Annotated in this window: 15 protein-coding genes; 8 read left to right on the top strand and 7 right to left on the bottom strand. The window is 43.1% G+C overall.

The window, feature by feature from the left end; translation table 11 throughout:
• Positions 1–5: 5 nt before the first annotated feature.
• Entirely contained in the window at positions 6–902 is an 897-nt protein-coding gene (locus J3P43_RS00275; RefSeq protein ID WP_255897754.1) for an FKBP-type peptidyl-prolyl cis-trans isomerase, read from the top strand.
• A gap of 84 nt (positions 903–986) precedes the next feature.
• On the opposite strand, the gene J3P43_RS00270 is transcribed toward J3P43_RS00275, so the two are convergent.
• Positions 987–2,309 carry a cryptochrome/photolyase family protein gene (locus tag J3P43_RS00270; protein ID WP_255897753.1) on the bottom strand — a complete coding sequence of 441 codons (1,323 nt, stop codon included), beginning with the start codon at positions 2,307–2,309 and terminating at the stop codon, positions 987–989.
• Positions 2,302–3,213 (bottom strand): TIGR01777 family oxidoreductase, encoded by a 912-nt coding sequence (locus J3P43_RS00265; RefSeq protein ID WP_255897752.1) that lies wholly within the window; start codon positions 3,211–3,213, stop codon positions 2,302–2,304. Before J3P43_RS00265 ends, J3P43_RS00270 begins: the two co-directional genes overlap by 8 nt.
• 41 nt (positions 3,214–3,254) lie before the next feature.
• Here J3P43_RS00265 and J3P43_RS00260 point away from each other — a divergent pair, with 41 nt between their 5' ends.
• Positions 3,255–3,605 carry a (2Fe-2S) ferredoxin domain-containing protein gene (locus J3P43_RS00260; protein ID WP_255897751.1) on the top strand — a complete coding sequence of 117 codons (351 nt, stop codon included), beginning with the start codon at positions 3,255–3,257 and terminating at the stop codon, positions 3,603–3,605.
• A 1-nt stretch (position 3,606) separates the two neighbouring features.
• On the opposite strand, the gene J3P43_RS00255 is transcribed toward J3P43_RS00260, so the two are convergent.
• Positions 3,607–4,038, bottom strand: a complete 432-nt coding sequence (locus tag J3P43_RS00255; RefSeq protein WP_255897750.1) for a CBS domain-containing protein — start codon at positions 4,036–4,038, stop codon at positions 3,607–3,609.
• Positions 4,039–4,289: 251 nt separating this feature from the next.
• Between J3P43_RS00255 and J3P43_RS00250 the strand changes: the two genes are divergently transcribed.
• The 3 genes from J3P43_RS00250 (at position 4,290) to odhB (ending at position 10,013) form a co-directional block, all read left to right on the top strand.
• Positions 4,290–5,564: a DASH family cryptochrome gene (locus J3P43_RS00250; protein WP_255897749.1), complete on the top strand. Its 1,275-nt coding sequence runs from the start codon at positions 4,290–4,292 to the stop codon at positions 5,562–5,564.
• A 108-nt stretch (positions 5,565–5,672) separates the two neighbouring features.
• Positions 5,673–8,465 (top strand): 2-oxoglutarate dehydrogenase E1 component, encoded by a 2,793-nt coding sequence (locus J3P43_RS00245; RefSeq protein WP_255897748.1) that lies wholly within the window; start codon positions 5,673–5,675, stop codon positions 8,463–8,465.
• Between the two features lie 18 nt (positions 8,466–8,483).
• Entirely contained in the window at positions 8,484–10,013 is a 1,530-nt protein-coding gene (gene odhB / locus J3P43_RS00240) for a 2-oxoglutarate dehydrogenase complex dihydrolipoyllysine-residue succinyltransferase (protein ID WP_255897747.1), read from the top strand.
• A 53-nt stretch (positions 10,014–10,066) separates the two neighbouring features.
• Here the strand turns inward: odhB and J3P43_RS00235 are convergent, their stop codons facing one another.
• Entirely contained in the window at positions 10,067–10,795 is a 729-nt protein-coding gene (locus J3P43_RS00235; RefSeq protein WP_255897746.1) for a head GIN domain-containing protein, read from the bottom strand.
• Between the two features lie 37 nt (positions 10,796–10,832).
• Positions 10,833–12,491, bottom strand: a complete 1,659-nt coding sequence (locus J3P43_RS00230; protein WP_255897745.1) for a M1 family metallopeptidase — start codon at positions 12,489–12,491, stop codon at positions 10,833–10,835.
• 187 nt (positions 12,492–12,678) lie between these two features.
• Between J3P43_RS00230 and lpdA the strand changes: the two genes are divergently transcribed.
• The gene (gene lpdA / locus J3P43_RS00225; protein WP_255897744.1) at positions 12,679–14,082 is read left to right on the top strand and encodes a dihydrolipoyl dehydrogenase; all 1,404 of its coding nucleotides are present in this window, start codon (positions 12,679–12,681) and stop codon (positions 14,080–14,082) included.
• A gap of 53 nt (positions 14,083–14,135) precedes the next feature.
• Here the strand turns inward: lpdA and J3P43_RS00220 are convergent, their stop codons facing one another.
• Positions 14,136–14,873 carry an SGNH/GDSL hydrolase family protein gene (locus J3P43_RS00220; RefSeq protein WP_255897743.1) on the bottom strand — a complete coding sequence of 246 codons (738 nt, stop codon included), beginning with the start codon at positions 14,871–14,873 and terminating at the stop codon, positions 14,136–14,138.
• 253 nt (positions 14,874–15,126) lie between these two features.
• Between J3P43_RS00220 and murB the strand changes: the two genes are divergently transcribed.
• Both murB and J3P43_RS00210 read left to right on the top strand, forming a co-directional pair.
• Positions 15,127–16,143, top strand: coding sequence for a UDP-N-acetylmuramate dehydrogenase (gene murB / locus J3P43_RS00215; protein WP_255897742.1), 1,017 nt, complete (start codon positions 15,127–15,129; stop codon positions 16,141–16,143).
• A 133-nt stretch (positions 16,144–16,276) separates the two neighbouring features.
• A complete protein-coding gene (locus J3P43_RS00210) occupies positions 16,277–16,816 on the top strand; it encodes a sigma-70 family RNA polymerase sigma factor (protein WP_255897741.1) in 540 nt (179 codons plus the stop codon).
• Between the two features lie 65 nt (positions 16,817–16,881).
• Here J3P43_RS00210 and J3P43_RS00205 read toward each other — a convergent pair whose 3' ends face one another.
• On the bottom strand, positions 16,882–17,412 hold the full coding sequence (locus tag J3P43_RS00205) for an SRPBCC family protein (RefSeq protein WP_255897740.1): 531 nt from the start codon (positions 17,410–17,412) through the stop codon (positions 16,882–16,884).
• Positions 17,413–17,445 lie beyond the last annotated feature (33 nt).

Raw genomic sequence — 17,445 nt, 5'->3', positions numbered from 1 at the left:
AACGAATGAACTTAAATTTATATAAGCCTTTTTATTTAGTAACCGCTTTACTTCTGATAATTGTTGGATGTAAAAAAGATTATGCCAGCATTGAAGAGATAGATGAAGCCAACATAAACGCCTATTTAGCTCAAAACAATATTTCGGCAAAAAAGGCTCCTAACGGAGTGTATTTTATACCAGGCAACAACAGAGGCTCAGGGGCCGAAGTGCAATACACAGAAAAAATTCCCTTATTATACACTATTCGCTCTCTTGACGGTCAATATTCGAATATTGATACTTTTGTAAACCGTTACGGCGCAGCGGGGCAGTTTCTTGGATATCTGAGTCCGGAAGGTTTAAGAACTGCTGTAAAAGATTCCTTGAAACGAGGCGGACAAATGAGAATTATCATCCCTTCACATTTAGCCTATGGTCGGGATGGCAGCGGACCTATTCCTGGTAATGCCTCCCTTGAGTATACGGTTAGAATGCTAAATGAGAACGACCTGCCAGCATACGACGACATAAGTATAGAAAAGTATAAATCGGCTAACGGACTTACGGATTTCTCTAAAACGCCCGAGGGAATCCACTTTAAAGTCATTACCCCGGGAACAGGTAGCTCGGTTACCGTAGATTCTACTATCTCCGTACAATACATCGGAAAGCTTTTCAATGGCAAAGTTTTCGAGGAAACTTCCGGTACCAGCCAGGCCGCTTTTACACTTTCACAAACTATCCCTGGGTGGACGAAAACACTCACTAAGATAAAAGAGGGTGGCAAGATCCGGATCCTTATTCCGTCTGCATATGCTTATGGAATTAATGGAAGTAAAGATTTTTACGGAAACTATACCATTCCGCCATTCTCGTGTTTGGATTTCGAGGTGACTATTAAGGACGTACAAGGTAATTAATTCGCTGTTAGCCATAGGGTGGCTGAAAAATTACCGAGGAATTGAGCTACATTCAAAGTCATCCGAACACTATACTGTGCGCTCTTAAAATCTCAGATCCTGAAGCCCTGCTTTGTAAGTTTCCAACGCCCTTTGCCGGGCAAACCGGTGATCTACTATCGGTGATGGATATTTGAACGGGTCCGCAAATTCAGGCACCCATTTTTTTATATAAACCAGTTCAGGGTCAAATTTCTTCGTTTGCAGATCGGGATTAAAGATTCTGAAATATGGTGCAGCGTCGTTTCCCGTTCCGGCCGCCCATTGCCATCCGCCTACATTGCTGGCCATGTCGTAATCAAGAAGTTTCCTGGCAAAATAAGCTTCGCCCCATCGCCAGTCAATTAAAAGATGTTTACACAGGAAACTGGCGACTATCATTCTGACACGGTTATGCATCCAGCCCGTCTGGTTCAATTGGCGCATTCCGGCATCAACTATTGGATAGCCGGTTCGCCCTTCGCACCAGGCCGCAAATTCTTCTTCATTATTTCTCCATCTAATATTTTCGTACTCCTTTTTGAAAGAGCGGGTCGCCGACTCGGGAAAGTTCCACAAGATCATACTGTAAAATTCGCGCCAGATAAGCTCTGATAACCAGACGGACGAATGAAGATTCGCCCCGGCGGCGAGTTCGCGGACGCTTATAGTACCAAAACGGAGATGGATCCCGATCTTGGATGTGCCTTCAATTGCAGGGTAATCACGAGTATTGGCATAGTTAGCCAGGACGGGCCGATATGATTTTTCGGGTAATGGGATCTTGCTTTCTGTAAAGCCAAGGTCAGCCAGGCTAAAGGAGTTTCCGTAATGATGCCGGTAAAAATTCTGAAAGTGCTTTGAATTAGGATATGGCTTAAAATGGAGGCTGGGCTGAAGCAGATCCATCCAGCGTTTTTTATAGGGTGTATAAACTGTGTAGGGCTGACCTGAGTCTTTTGCTACTTCATTTTTTTCGAAAATTACATGGTCTTTAAATCGTTTAAACGGGATGTTCTGTTCTTGAAGAATGCTTTCAACTTCCGAATCTCTTATTCTGGCATATGGTTCATAATCTTCATTCGCAAAAACCTCCTGAACGTTAAATTCAGTTAAAAGCTGGTGGAATGCCTGAACGGGCGGGTTATGTTTAATTAGAAGGGAGGAATGAACGGTTTTCAGGTTTTCATTAAGTTGGTTCAACGTGCGGTGAATAAAAGTAACCCGGGCGTCATCCCTATCGGGCAGTTGGCTTAGAATATTTTTATCATAAATAAATAATGGTAACACAGGTAAGCGGGAACTTAGCGCATGATATAAACCGGCATTATCCTGCAATCTAAGGTCTCTTCTAAACCAAAAAATATTTACCAGCGGTTTTTCATCCATAGATGTTGGTTAAGGCTGCCTCTAATTTCGGGTACTTAAACTTAAAGCCTGACTCTACTATCTTATCTGATGTCGTTTTATTACTATTTAGAACGACCCGGCTCATTTCCCCCATTACTACCCGTAAAAACAAGGCCGGAACGGAGGGAAGCCATAAAGGTTTTTTGATCTGCCTGGCCACAGCTTGTGTAAAGGTTTTGTTAGTGGCCGGAAAGGGGGAAGCCATGTTGTAAATCCCCGCTATCTCCTCGTTTTCTATGGCATATAGAAACATACTGACAGCGTCATCAATATGAATCCAGGGTAGCCATTGCTTTCCCGACCCTAGAGGAGCCCCTAACCCCAGCTTTATTGGCTTCGCTATTTTAGGAAGTGCACCACCCTCCCTAGTCAGCACAACTCCGGTGCGGAAGATTACCAGGCGGAGCCCAAGGTTATCGATTTTATCTGCGGCTCTCTCCCATGCCAGACAAGTATTGGCCAGAAAATCTGTTCCCGGTTCGCTTTCTTCGGATAGAATCTCATCTTTTCTGTCTCCGTAATGGCCTACAGCCGAAGATGAAATAAAAGTTGTTACGCCATGATTGGGATGACTTTTAAGAAGGTCGTATAAGAGTTTAATTGATCCTGTACGGCTTTTTATGATTTGTTGTTTTCGGTTGTTAGTCCAGGGTCTGTCCGCTATTCCCTCACCCGCCAGGTTAATGACGACACTCACGTTATCAATACAGTGCGGATCGATATACATTTCGGCCGGATCCCATTTGAAGATCTTCGCGCCCTTATTGGCTTTCGACATATTCCGGCTTAGCTGGTGAACCGCATACCCAGCTTTAATAAGGCGTTCTGTGAGTGGTTTTCCGATGAGGCCACTTGCTCCTGTTATCAGAACTGTTTTACTCATAGTCTATTCTTAAACTGTAATGTGTATTTTTGGTTTTGAATATGCTGTATAACAAACACGTTTTTATTTGCACAAATGAGCGCCCCGCCGGTTCGAGAATTAGTTGCGGAGAATCTCATGGATTGGAATTAGTTGCTGCGTTTAAAAAGCTCATCAAAGATAGAGGATTAAACACAGATATAAGAGCTCAGAAAGCAGGATGTATGGAAGCCTGCGAGGCAGGGCCGTCGGTCGCGATCTATCCCGAGGGTGTGTTTTATAGCCGGGTACAACTTGCGGATGTGGAAGAAATCGTGACCGAACATTTACAGAATAACCGGAAAGTAGAACGGTTATTAATGAACTACGAAGAGCTACCCTGGTTTAGAAACAAAAAGCAGAGCGGCGGGTAACCTAATAGCTGTTTATATACGATTCCAGTTGTTGAATGGTGCTCTGCTGTGCTTCGATAATTGATTTTACAACGTCACCGATCGAAACCATACCGCAGATCTTATCACTGTCTACCACGGGTAAATGTCTGATGTGTCTTTCGGTCATGATATTCATGCAATAATCAATGGTATCGCTGGGCGAAACCGTAATAAGGCCAGCGGTCATAATTTCACTAACCCGGGTGTCTTTAGATGATTTTCCTTTCAGGGCTATTTTGCGGGCGTAGTCCCTTTCGGTGAATATTCCTTTTAATTGCCCGTCTTCCAGCACCACCAAGGCACTGATGTTCTTATTCATCATTTCTTCAAGAGCTTCAAAAACGGTGGCAGCAGGGCTAACAGAGTAGACATTAGCTGGCTTGTTTGCGAGTATCTGTTTAACGTCTTTCATAATTGGAGTCTTTCCTTAAAGTTAACGAAATTTTTTTGATACTGAAAATGGTATTTGCGGGGTGTCGTTTTCTGAAATTCCGGGTCCTGATTGTTTTGGGAGTTACAAGTATTAATAAGCATTTCGCCGATTATGTTTTTGCGTTTTGTATATTGTCTTCACGATGTCAATATTGGTGTGAACTGAGGGGATGCAAGGCGTAAATCGCGCAATTTTAATTAATTTGCAACACTTAGGTTGTGTGAATATATATGAACGGAAGAACCATACTGGTTTGGTTTAGAAATGATTTAAGGGTTCATGATAACGAGATTTTACTTGAAGCGGTAAAGCGTGCCGAAAACATTGTTCCTGTTTATTGCTTTGACCCCCGCTATTTTACCGAAACTCCTTATGATACTCAGAAAACCGGCGCGTTTCGCGCAAGGTTTTTACTCGAGAGCGTAAACGGCCTGCGCAAGTCGCTGCAAAAGCTTGGCGGCGATTTAATGATAAAAATAGGAGCTCCTGAAAAGATTCTTCCCGAGATTTGCCAGCAATATTCCATCTCTGAGGTATACCATCACAGGGAAGTGGCCGCCGAGGAAACTGAGATCTCTGCAAACGTCGAAGCTGCGCTGTGGAAATTGCAAATCAATCTCAAGCATTTCATAGGTCATACTCTTTATCACAAAGAAGATCTCCCGTTTCCAATTAAAGATATCCCCGACGCGTTTATTACATTTAAAAAGAAAATAGAACGCGACAGTGACGTGCGCCCCGGATTTGCGACGCCCTCTGAAGTGAAAGTTCCGAAGGATATGGAGCAGGGAGAGTTGCCGTCGCTATCCGATTTGGGATTACCAGCCGCGCCGGCCGATGAACGGGCTCAATATTCGTTTTCAGGGGGTGAGGAGGAGGGTTTGCGCCGTCTCACAGCCTTTCTTAATGCGTATAAAAGTTTCCCGGTAAAGGGAAATAAAAATGTTAATACAGTAACCTCCATGCTTTCGCCATGGTTGTCAATGGGTTGTCTGTCGCCCCGGGAAGTGTACTGGCAGGTTAAAGGCTTTGATCGCGAGCATATGTCTCATGATCTTGCTGCAGCGATCGTGCTCGAACTTCAGTGGCGTGATTATTTTCGGTTTATGCTCAAAAAGCATGGCAGCAATACCACATCTCATATGCACCAGCTTTCGGATTCGGAAAAAGGAGCTTTCAATCTTTGGAAGCAAGGTAAAACCGGTAATGCTATTGTAGACGCGTGTATCACAGAGCTCAATTCAACTGGTTATATCAATAGTAAATGCCGGCAGTACGTGGCTATGTACCTGGTTAAAGAAGCAGGGGTGAGCTGGAAAGCAGGTGCGGCTTATTTCGAAGAAAAACTCATTGATTATTCGCCCGCAAGCAATTGGGGTAACTGGACTTATATAGCCGGCGAGGGCGTTATGTCTGTTAACCGGCCAATCGCCATGAAGGCCGACCCTTTTGTAGAAGAGCAATATATCCAAAAATGGATCCAGAAGCTTAACGAACTTCAGTAAAATATTAAAAAAGCCTTAAATAAAATCATTTTTTAAAGGATTTGCTTAGCGATGTAGGTCTAAAACTCTTATTTTTGCGGCTACTTTTAGAAAAAACTAGAAATTTCCATGGATAATTTGTCGTATCTCAATAGCGCACATTCATCTTACATAGATTCACTATATCAATCGTATAAACAAGATCCTGATTCGGTTGAGTTTGGCTGGCAGAAGTTTTTTGAAGGATTTGATTTTGGCCGCAGTTCTGAAGGCAATGTTGCAGGTGCAGAAACGCCAGAACATTTCCTTAAAGAGATAAATGTTCTGAACATGATCCATGGCTACCGCGACAGAGGACACCTTTTCACTAAAACCAATCCTGTACGCGAACGCCGCAAATATTATCCCGGTAAGGAGCTTGAAACCTTTGGTTTGAGCGATGCTGATCTGGATACCGTTTTTAATGCCGGGGTAGAAGTGGGATTAGGTGCAGCAACGCTTCGCGACATCCGTCAGTTACTTGAAGATACCTATTGTGAATCTATCGGTGCTGAGTTTACCTATATCCGTAATCCTAAGAAAGTTAAGTGGTTTCAGGACAGGATGGAAACCGAACGCAACAAGCCGAACTTTTCTGTCGATACCAAAAAGCGTATTCTTAAAAAATTGAATGAGGCAGTGGTTTTTGAGAACTTTCTTGGAACCAAGTTTCTCGGACAAAAAAGATTTTCATTGGAGGGTGCCGAGGGTGTTATTCCGGCGCTTGATTCTGTAATTGAAAAAGGTGCTGCATTAGGTATTGAAGAGTTTGTTATCGGGATGGCACACCGTGGCCGCCTGAACGTACTCGCAAATATTATGCATAAAACCTACCGGGATATTTTCTCTGAATTTGAAGGTAAGGGTTATGATGAATCTAAACCTTTTGGTGGCGACGTAAAATATCACCTTGGGTTTTCAACAGATGTAGAAACCGAGGCCGGCAAGAAAGTACATTTGAGCCTTTGTCCTAATCCTTCGCACCTTGAGGCGGTTGATCCTGTTGTTGAAGGTATCACCCGTTCGAAAATAGACTTTAAGTATGGTGGTGATAATTCAAAGATCGCCCCGATCTTGATTCACGGAGATGCATCTATTGCCGGGCAGGGGATAGTATACGAAGTGCTTCAGATGGCAAAATTAGATGGCTATAAAACCGGCGGTACTATCCATCTTATCATCAATAATCAGGTTGGTTTTACAACGAATTATAAAGACGCGCGTTCTGCTATTTATTCCACAGATATCGCAAAGCTTACTCTTTCGCCGGTTTTCCACGTAAACGGCGATGATGTAGAAGCGCTTGTTTACGCCATTAATATGGCGGTGGAATATCGCCAGGAATATCATAATGATGTGTTCATCGATATTCTTTGCTATCGCCGTTTCGGGCATAACGAGTCGGATGAGCCTAAATTTACTCAGCCCTTGCTTTATAAAGCTATCGAGAAACACCCCAATCCAAGAGAGATCTATAATAAGAAATTAATGGAGCAAGGTAGCGTAGATGCCAACCTGGCTGCGGAGATGGAAAAGGAATTCAGAGGATTGTTACAGGAGCGTTTGAACGAATCGAAGGAAGGGAATCTTTATGAACCCAACCCAATGTATTCTGGAGCCTGGGCCGGACTGAAAATGGCAACAAAGGAGGAAATATTTGCACCTTCTCAAACCGCTGTTGATGAGAAAACTTTCCTGGACATAGCCAATCAAATTACTACCCTCCCTTCTGATAAGAAGTTTTTCAAAAAGATTGAAAAATTGTTTGAAGACAGAAAGCGCATGGTAAGTACCAAAACCTTTGATTGGGCAATGGGCGAGCTGATGGCCTACGGTACTTTATTAAACGAAGGTTTACGAGTACGTGTTAGTGGTCAGGATGTGGAAAGAGGTACATTTTCGCACAGACATGCGGTTGTAAAAGTAGAAGACTCTGAAGAGGAGTATATCCCTTTAAGTCAGATAAAGAAAGACGATCAGGCCAGATTTGATATATTCAATTCACATCTCTCTGAGTATGGGGTTTTGGGATTTGAATATGGATATGCACTTGCGAATCCTCAATCTTTAACTATCTGGGAAGCACAGTTCGGCGATTTTGTTAACGGTGCACAAATTATTATAGACCAGTTCCTGGTAAGCGCCGAAACCAAATGGCAGCGTTCAAATGGTTTGGTAATGCTTCTTCCTCACGGATATGAGGGACAGGGGCCAGAACATTCGTCGGCCCGTATGGAGCGCTTCCTAGAAGCTTGCGCCGAGTACAACATCCAGGTTGCAAATATTACAACGCCGGCAAACTACTTCCATTTATTGCGCCGTCAGTTAAAACGCGGCTTCCGTAAGCCTCTGGTGGTGTTTAGTCCGAAAAGTCTGTTACGTCATCCGCAATGCGTGAGTAAACTGGAAGAATTTACAAACGGACAGTTTCAGGAGGTTATTGACGATACTTTTGTAAAAGCAGCAGATGTGAAACGCGTGTTGTTTTGCACCGGAAAAGTTTATTACGATTTACTAGAGAAGCAGCAGACAGACAAACGTAAAGATGTTGCAATTGTGAGATTGGAACAGATTTATCCAACACCTTTCGCACAGCTGGAAGCCATCAAAAATAAATACAGCAAAGCGCATGAGCTGGTTTGGGTTCAGGAAGAACCGGAGAATATGGGTGCATGGCCATATCTATGCCGTAAGTTGAGAAATACCGGTATCGATCTGGAAGTGATTTCCAGAAAGGAAAGCAGCAGTACAGCGACCGGATATGCAAAGCAGCATATCTCTCAGCAACTTTATATTATCGGAGCTGCTTTTGAAGATAAAGCCGGTAAAGAAGTTAAAAAGACTGTAGTTAAAACAACAAATAAGGCCGTTAAAGTAGATTAATTATAAAATCAAGATATTATGAGTTTAGAGATCAAAGTTCCGCCGGTTGGCGAATCGATTTCAGAAGTAACCTTGTCCCGCTGGATAAAACAGGATGGTGATGTTGTTGAAATGGATGAAGTTATTGCTGAACTTGAATCTGATAAAGCAACTTTCGAGCTTACAGCCGAAAAGGCAGGAATTTTAAAAACCATTGCAAAAGAAGGCGATACGCTCGAAATAGGTGCGGTAGTTTGTTCTGTAGAAGAAAACGGCGCATCATCTGCCGCATCTGCTCCTGCTGCGAAACAAGCAGAAGCAGAGCAGGCTGCTCCCGCAAGCAGCGGTTCTGGTGAGACTTTAGAAATTAAAGTTCCACCGGTAGGCGAGTCTATCACAGAAGTTGTATTATCCAGCTGGTTAAAGGCCGATGGCGACTTTGTGAATATGGATGAGCAGATTGCCGAGCTGGAATCAGATAAAGCTACTTTCGAACTTACCGCAGAGAAAGCGGGTGTTTTAAGACGTATTGCAAAAGAAGGCGATACACTGGAAATTGGTGCGGTAGTATGCAGTATTGAAGTTGGCGCTACAGCAGGTTCTTCAGCGAAAGCTGCACCAGTTGCCGCGGAGCAAAAACCAGCTGTGCAGGCTGATAAATCTTCATCATATGCGGCAGGAACACCATCACCATCCGCTGCCAAGATATTAGCAGAAAAAGGAGTTGATCCTCAGTCTGTGAACGGAACAGGTATAGGAGGCAGAATCACTAAAGAAGATGCTCAAAAGGCCGAACTGAAACAAGCTGGAAGTCCGAAGGCAGAGAGCCCTAAAGCGAGTCCGGTTGCAGCACCTGTTGCCGCGGGTGGCAGAAACGAACGACGCGAGAAGATGTCGGGCTTGCGCAAGACAATAGCCAAGAGATTGGTTACAGTGAAGAATGAAACTGCAATGCTTACCACGTTCAATGAGGTAGACATGCAGCCGATCATGGATATCCGTTCGAAATACAAAGATAAATTCAAAGAGAAGCATGGCGTTGGATTAGGCTTTATGTCGTTCTTCACCAAAGCCGTTTGCGAGGCTCTTAAAGAATTTCCTTCTGTAAACGCACGGATCGAAAACGAAGAAATTGTTTATAGTGATTTTGTAGACGTTTCCATCGCGGTTTCTGCGCCAAAAGGATTAGTTGTACCAGTTGTTCGAAATGCCGATGCTTTATCACTAGATGGTATCGAAAAAGCGATTGTTGTATTGGCCGGAAAGGCCCGTGATAACAAGCTTTCTATAGAAGAAATGACTGGCGGAACTTTCACTATTACAAACGGTGGGGTTTTCGGTTCGATGATGTCGACGCCGATCATTAATGCGCCGCAATCTGCGATATTAGGAATGCACAATATTATTGAGCGTCCAGTGGCCATTAACGGACAGGTGGTTATTCGCCCGATGATGTACGTTGCATTGTCGTATGATCATAGAATTATCGACGGACGGGAATCGGTAGGTTTCCTTGTAAGGGTAAAGCAATTGCTTGAAGATCCGACCAGGTTATTACTTGGAGTTTAAAACGAACAGAAAAGCCAGGGTTTACCTGGCTTTTCTGTTTCTGTAGCTTTCGGCTAATTTTTTGAAATTCTGCCCGAGCCGCTCTTTGATTGACTTACCCTTGCATTGCCCGAGTAGTTGATATTCCCCGAGCCGCTTAAAGCTGCGTTAAGGCGCTCGTCGGCAAACACCCACACATTTCCTGATCCGCTTACCCGGGCATCTGTAGTGCTTGTTTTAAGGTTTTTCCCATCAAAACCACCAGATCCGCTTACCGCAACGTTAGCGTCCGAAGCCGATCCGCTTATCCGGATATTGCCAGATCCGCTTACCGCTGCATTTAGAGTAGAACATTCAACAGTCATTCGCATGTTTCCAGAGCCACTTACCTGGGTGTTTATCGTGCTCGATTTAATAGTGCCATCAATCTCCATGCTTCCAGATCCGCTGATCGACAGCTGATTGAGGGATTTTGCAGTAATATAGATCTTTACTTTCTGCCTGACATTCCAGTTCCAGCCGGTGTTCTTAGTATTACGGATCTTTAGAATGCCTTTGTCCACTTTGGTTTCGATGTTTCCGATAACATCTTCGTCGCCTTCGATTCTCAAGCTTTCCGAGGCTCCCATCTTCACATATATATCGTACGAGCCACTCGAGCTTATTCCTGTGAAATCAGAAACCTGCCGGTCTTCGGACGAAATAGTAGAATTGATAGTCCGCAAAATGGTTTTAGTGCCGGCCATGCTGATGAAAGGCAGAAGCAACAGGAGCCAGCCGAATGAGGCAAAAATAGTTTTCATATTTATGGGGTTTCTTTATTAGACGCCTAAATATATGTTAGGTTGCATCCTGGGGGAGATAATTTATCTTAATGTAAAAGTTGTCAGTATCCGGCTTAATTGCGCTGCTTTTTATTCTCTGCCAGTCTGAGGTTGCCCGCAAAGTTTTCCACTTTGTACTATCACTCAATTTAACCCTTACCGGCATCTTGAAATGGGGAATATCGGTTTTCCATCTATATTCAATCGTATTATCTCCTGATTTCCTGATTTCTAGTACGGGGATTTCCGGATATCTTAAATATTGATCGAATGCGCTGGTGAGATCCATCCCCGAATTCTTGTTTATGTAATTAACTATCTCTTCGGTAGTAGTCGTTTTTAATCCGAAAGTTTTATTTAAGCCTCTCAAAATCTTACGCCATTTGGAATCATCGTCAATGATGTTACGGATAGTATGCAGCATATTGGCTCCTTTGGCATACATGTCGCCTGAACCTTGATGGTTCACATCATAGTACCCGATGACAGGCGTCTTGTTTCCGATGTTTTTACGAAGACCTTTAATGTAGCTGGCCCCGGCGGCTTTGCCCTTTAGTGATTCTACGAACAATCCTTCAGAGTAAGTGGTGAAAGATTCGTGAATCCACATATCTGCAATGTCTTTTGATGTAATGTTGTTGCCGAACCACTCATGGCCGGATTCGTGAATGATAAGGTAGTCCCAGCTTAGACCCAGGCCGGTTCCCGAAAGATCTGAGCCTTTGTAGCCTTTCATATAATTGTTTCCATAAGCAATGGCGCTTTGGTGTTCCATGCCGAGGTAGGGAGTTTCCACCAGCTTGTAGCCGTCTTTATAGAAGGGGTAGGGGCCGAACCAGTGTTCGAACGATTTAAGCATGGCTTTAACGTCGCCCGGGAAATGTTTCTTTGCTTTTTCGAGATTAGCTCTTAATACATAATAGTCAAGGTCCAGTTTGCCTTTTTCTCCCTGATAGTGGTCAGAGAATTTTACATAATCACCTATGTTGAGTGTTACATTATAATTATTAATAGGGGATGAAACAAACCAATTGTATTGCCTGGAACCTTCTTTTATTGTTTTTACAGAGCGCAAGCGACCATTGCTGACGTTCATTAATCCCGAGGGTACGGTAACACTAATAAGCATACTGTCAGGCTCGTCTGATTGATGGTCTTTATTTGGCCACCACGAGCTCGCGCCGAACCCCTGGCAGGCTACTGCGATCCAGGGTTTTCCCGACCTGTCTTCGGAGTAGACGAAGCCGCCGTCCCAGGGTGCATTTTTTGCAATTGTTGGCGATCCGGAATAGAAAACCGTAAACTGACTGATGCTATCTTTCTTTATGGATTGGGGGAAGCTCAGAAATACCGCATTAGCCTCCCTGGTAAAGGGAAGAATTTTACCTTTATATACTACCTTGTCGACCTCAAGATTCCGAAACAGGTCGAATTGTAGTTTTGTGAAGTCTTCTTTGGCTTTGAATCTAAAAAGCGTCGATCCGCTGAGCCTTCTTTTATCCGGATTAATCTCGATGTCCAGATGATAATAGTTTACGTCGTAACACGTTCGTAATGGACTCAGCATCCCTCTTAAGGTATCAGCGCGGCTAAAAATACCTTTTTCCTTTAAGGTTTGCGCTTTTCCCAATCCAACTATAAGGATGAGTACAGCTAGTACAGTGTATCTGTGCATTGTTAAATATCAGCAAATAATACTAACGATTTCCCGATAATGTTTGTGATGCGGCAGTAAAGAGTTTTTTTTTGCTCAAAAAAATTCTCAAAGCAGTGTTTTTATCCGAAAAGAGCACGTGAAAATCCATTATTTTTTTCCTGAAGCGCATTTATCGTTTAACTTTGGCCGCAAAGAACAAAAAAACATGCAATACGACGTTACGGTAATCGGTAGTGGTCCCGGTGGATATGTAGCCGCCATAAGATGTGCCCAATTAGGTTTGAAAACAGCCATAGTAGAAAAATACAACACGCTTGGAGGAACTTGCCTGAATGTAGGCTGTATTCCTTCCAAGGCCCTCCTGGATTCGTCGGAGCATTATTATAACGCTGCACACACTTTCAAAACCCATGGCATAAACATCAAGGATCTGAAGGTTGATATCGTACAAATGATTGCCCGTAAAAACGTGGTGGTGCAGGAAAATACTGCTGGTATCACTTTCCTGATGAAGAAGAATAAGATCACCACTTATCACGGACTAGGTTCTTTTGTCGACAAAAACACTATTAAGATTTCGAAAACAGAGGGGGGCGAGGAAACAATAACATCGAAAAATGTGATTATCGCAACGGGTTCTAAACCTACGGCCCTGCCTTTTCTTCCAATCGATAAAAAGAGAATTATTACTTCAACAGAAGCGTTGGACCTTCCCGAAGTGCCTAAGCACTTAATCGTAATTGGAGGCGGTGTTATCGGCCTGGAATTAGGCTCGGTATATGCTCGTTTAGGAGCTAAAGTTACTGTGGTTGAATTTATGGATGCTATTATTGGCACTATGGATAAATCTTTAGGTAAGGAACTTCAGAAATCGCTTACCAAACTTGGATTTACATTTTTACTTGGGCATAAGGTAACGGGAGCCTCTGTAAAGGGCAAAAACGTAACAGTAACTGCCGACGGTCCGAAAGGTGAGAAGGTGAACCTTGAAGGGGATTATTGTATTGTTGCTGTAGGGCGTTCGGCGTATACAGAAGGCATGGGGCTGGACAAAATAGGCATCACCGTTGAGGAGCGTGGAAAAACGATACCGGTTAACGACCATCTTGAAACTCCTGTTAAAGGAATTTATGCTATAGGCGATGTGGTTCGAGGTGCGATGCTTGCTCATAAGGCTGAAGAAGAAGGTGTTTTTGTTGCCGAAACAATTGCCGGACAAAAGCCTCATATTAATCATAATCTTATCCCCGGAGTTGTTTATACCTGGCCGGAAGTGGCGAGTGTAGGTTATACCGAAGAGCAGCTGAAAGAGCAAGGAAAGAAATACAAAGCGGGCTCTTTCCCATTCAAGGCCAGCGGTCGTGCACGTGCCAGTATGGATACCGACGGGTTTGTTAAAGTTTTAGCCGACGCTGAAACTGACGAGGTTTTAGGAGTACATATGATTGGACCGCGTGTTGCGGATGTGATTGCTGAAGCGGTGGTGGCAATGGAATTCAGGGCTTCTGCAGAAGATATCGGGCGTATTTGCCATGCGCATCCTACTTATACCGAAGCCTTCAAAGAAGCTGCTTTAGCAGCTACAGAAGGCCGGGCATTGCATATTTAAATAAAAGGGAATCAAAGATAGAGCGGCTACCGGTACTTAACCGGCCGCTCTATCTAAATAAACAATAATGATTTCTCTTTCGTCAGCAGAACGGCTGTCTCGATTTTTTCCTTAAAGATCTGCGCACCCTTACTATTAAGGTGAACTCCATCTATTGTCAGGTGGAGTTTTCGTTTTTGGCTTAGTTTATCGGCCATGCCTATGTTGCAGCTTATCAAATCCAAAAAGGCGGTGTTGGCAAAATCGTCGGCACAATAATCCTGGGTTTGCCCCTTGTTCAAATGGTACTGGAAGTCCTCAGAAACATCAGCCAGTATGCAATTCATTTCTTTGGCCACCTTTTTCACAATACTATTATAGCTGAAAAGCTTCGCGTTGGTTTCTGCCAATAAATTTTCGTTAATGCATCCAAGGGTGGTTAATATGAGTTGAATGTTGTAGTGCTTTTGTACGTAATCGACCGTCTGTCTTAAAAGGGCCTCAAAGACCGGGGGTGCTGCCGGAACATTCCCTGACTTTATCTGATAACGGTATGCTTGCCGAAACCAAAATCCCCTGTGTTTAAAGGTAGGTAAGAGTATGTCGTTAGTAATTGTTTGCAGAACAACTGCGTGGTAATCTGAATTTTGCTGCAGATGAGTTTTAAGCCGCTCCGAGAGTTTTGTAAGCGTTTCGCCGTTCGCAGCGACATTATCCATGGTCCAATATGGATGATCTTTTTCGATCATCTTTATCCAGTCAACACTTTGAGTTCCGCGGGTTATACTATCGCCGATGAATAAAACTTTCATGATATGATACAACAATCTCCGCTGTTATGACGATATAGAGCGGAGTATAATTACAAAATGCTTAATTATTTTTGAATTGCGGGGCCAGGTCTTTTATTTCTTTAATAAGGATTTGATTTTAAATGTTTTAGTTTTTGAATCAATTTTCCGGATAATGAGAAGCCTGCACGGCAAGAATAAAATCGAAAGATTTTTCAATATAATCCCAGCGTTTAAAATTTAGTTACGAGATTTGGCTGCACAATTAAATACCATGCCCGAAATTCTTGAAAATATCTCATTAAAGCAGTATAACACCTTCGGAGTAGAAGCGTATGCCCGCTGGTATACAGAGATAGAATCTGAAGAAGATTTAAAGCAACTTTTTTCAGACAGTAAATGGAAAGCCGTTGACCGGCTGGTATTGGGAGGGGGAAGTAACCTGTTGCTTACTAAGGATTTTGATGGCCTTGTTATCAGGATGAATATCAAAGGGATTGTCAGTCATATCGAAGGCGCGAATGTGCTGGTAGAGGCTGGGGCCGGAGAGATCTGGCATAATTTAGTGATGCATTGTGTAGACAAAGGCTTTGCAGGGATGGAAAACCTGAGCCTTATTCCGGGTTCTGTGGGGGCATCTCCCATTCAAAACATCGGAGCTTACGGGGTGGAACTAAAAGATGTGTTTCACTCGTGTCGCGTGTTTTTTATTGAAACAGGAGAGATCCGCGAGTTTGAAAGAGCAGCATGTGAATTCGGATATCGCGAAAGCATCTTCAAAAATCAGCTGAAGGGTAAGATTATCATCACGCTGGTGCGGTTTCAGTTGTCTACCATTCCCGTTCTCAATTTAAGCTATGGCGCCATAGGCGATGAGCTGCAGAAGCGCGGAATAACCGAGCCGACCATTAAGGATGTTTCTGATGTGGTATCACATATCCGTGTAAGCAAGCTTCCAGATCCATCTATGATCGGCAACTCGGGTAGCTTCTTCAAAAATCCGGTTATAACTGAATCGGAATTTAAACAAATACAGTCTGTTTTTCCAGACACTGTTCACTTCTGTCTACCAAATAGTACAGTAAAATTAGCCGCTGGCTGGCTTATCGAACAATGTGGCTGGAAAGGGAAGAAAGTAGGAGAGACCGGTACCTGGAAAAATCAGGCTTTGGTGCTGGTTAACTACGGAAACGCTACAGGGACAGAGGTTTATGATTTATCTACCCGGATTATTGAAGATGTAAAATCAAAATTCGGCGTTGCTCTGGAGCGCGAAGTCAACATTATTTAACGTTAAATTCCTATTAATTTTTCTCTCCGCCCTACATAATTATCCGCAGTTGGCCTGATTAGCATAGTTGTTGCAAAGGTGTTTACAAGTTTGTTTAGAAAAAAGAATAAACAGTAACCCTAACTCTAACAACATGACTAAAATAGAATTCAACACAATGGTTATGCGTCAGGCAAGCTCTCTAAAGATGTATGCATTACATTTTACTCATGATGCCGACGATGCCAATGACCTGGTTCAAGATACCTTACTTAAAGCGATCACTTATTATAACAAGTTCAAGGAAGGAACAAACCTTAAAGGCTGGTTGTATACCATAATGAAAAACACTTTCATTAATAACTACCGCCGCTTTGTTAAAATAAGTTCTTTCGTTACTAAATCTGACGAGATATCTTCTGCTAACCTTGTGTTCAGCTCTACAAAAAATCAGGGAGAGTCCAAATTTATAATGGACGATATAAAATTAGCTTTAGGCAAACTTCCTGAAGAATATTTTGTTCCCTTTAGTATGTACTTCGAAGGATTCAAGTACCATGAGATTGCAGATCATTTAGCAATTCCGATTGGAACTGTTAAAACCCGCATCCACGTAGCTCGCAAGCTTCTTAAGAAAAGCTTGAAACCGTACGACAACGGCGTTAAAAAGCCGATGTACGCAGAGCTTGATTAATTAGCCCCTTTTCTAAAACTCATCATACATAAGAGCGTACAGGTGCCAGCCTGACGCTCTTTTTTTTATTCTTTTTCTGAGATCTCTTTCAGTGATTTCAATCCGCTCTCAAAATCTTTTCCCAGCATTCCATCCATCATCAAACTCATCCATTTTTCCATGGTGGTGTTGTTGTTGCCCTGCATGGTCCAACTTACAGTGGTTTGGTTGGCTGCGGGCTCAAATGAGAACTTTGTGTCGGCCAGACTTTCAAATGGCTTGATGAATTTTAATTCGAAATCTATTAGCTTATAGGGCTCGGTACGCTCGATTGTCATTTGTCCCTGCCCGGTTTTTTCGCCATCCCAGGTATACATGTGGCCTGGTTGAGAAACCGGGCCGCTGATCACCTCTTTAGCCTCAGGCTCCATTTTACTCCAGGGGTTCCATTTTAAAAAGTTGTTAAAGTCGGCTACGTTTTTATACACTACAGAGTCAGGCGCATTGATAGCAACAGAGCGGCTCACGCTATAGGTTTTCGGCAGCAATAATCCGCCAATGAAGTAAATCGCCGCTAAAACGACGACAATAATCAAAATAATTTTTAATGCTTTCATGATTAATAGGTTTTATTTACTTGAAGTTATAAA

The sequence above is a fragment of the Paradesertivirga mongoliensis genome, from assembly GCF_024436395.1.
GTDB classification, from domain to species: Bacteria; Bacteroidota; Bacteroidia; order Sphingobacteriales; family Sphingobacteriaceae; genus Paradesertivirga; species Paradesertivirga mongoliensis.
This window is presented reverse-complemented; position numbering and strand designations above follow the sequence as displayed.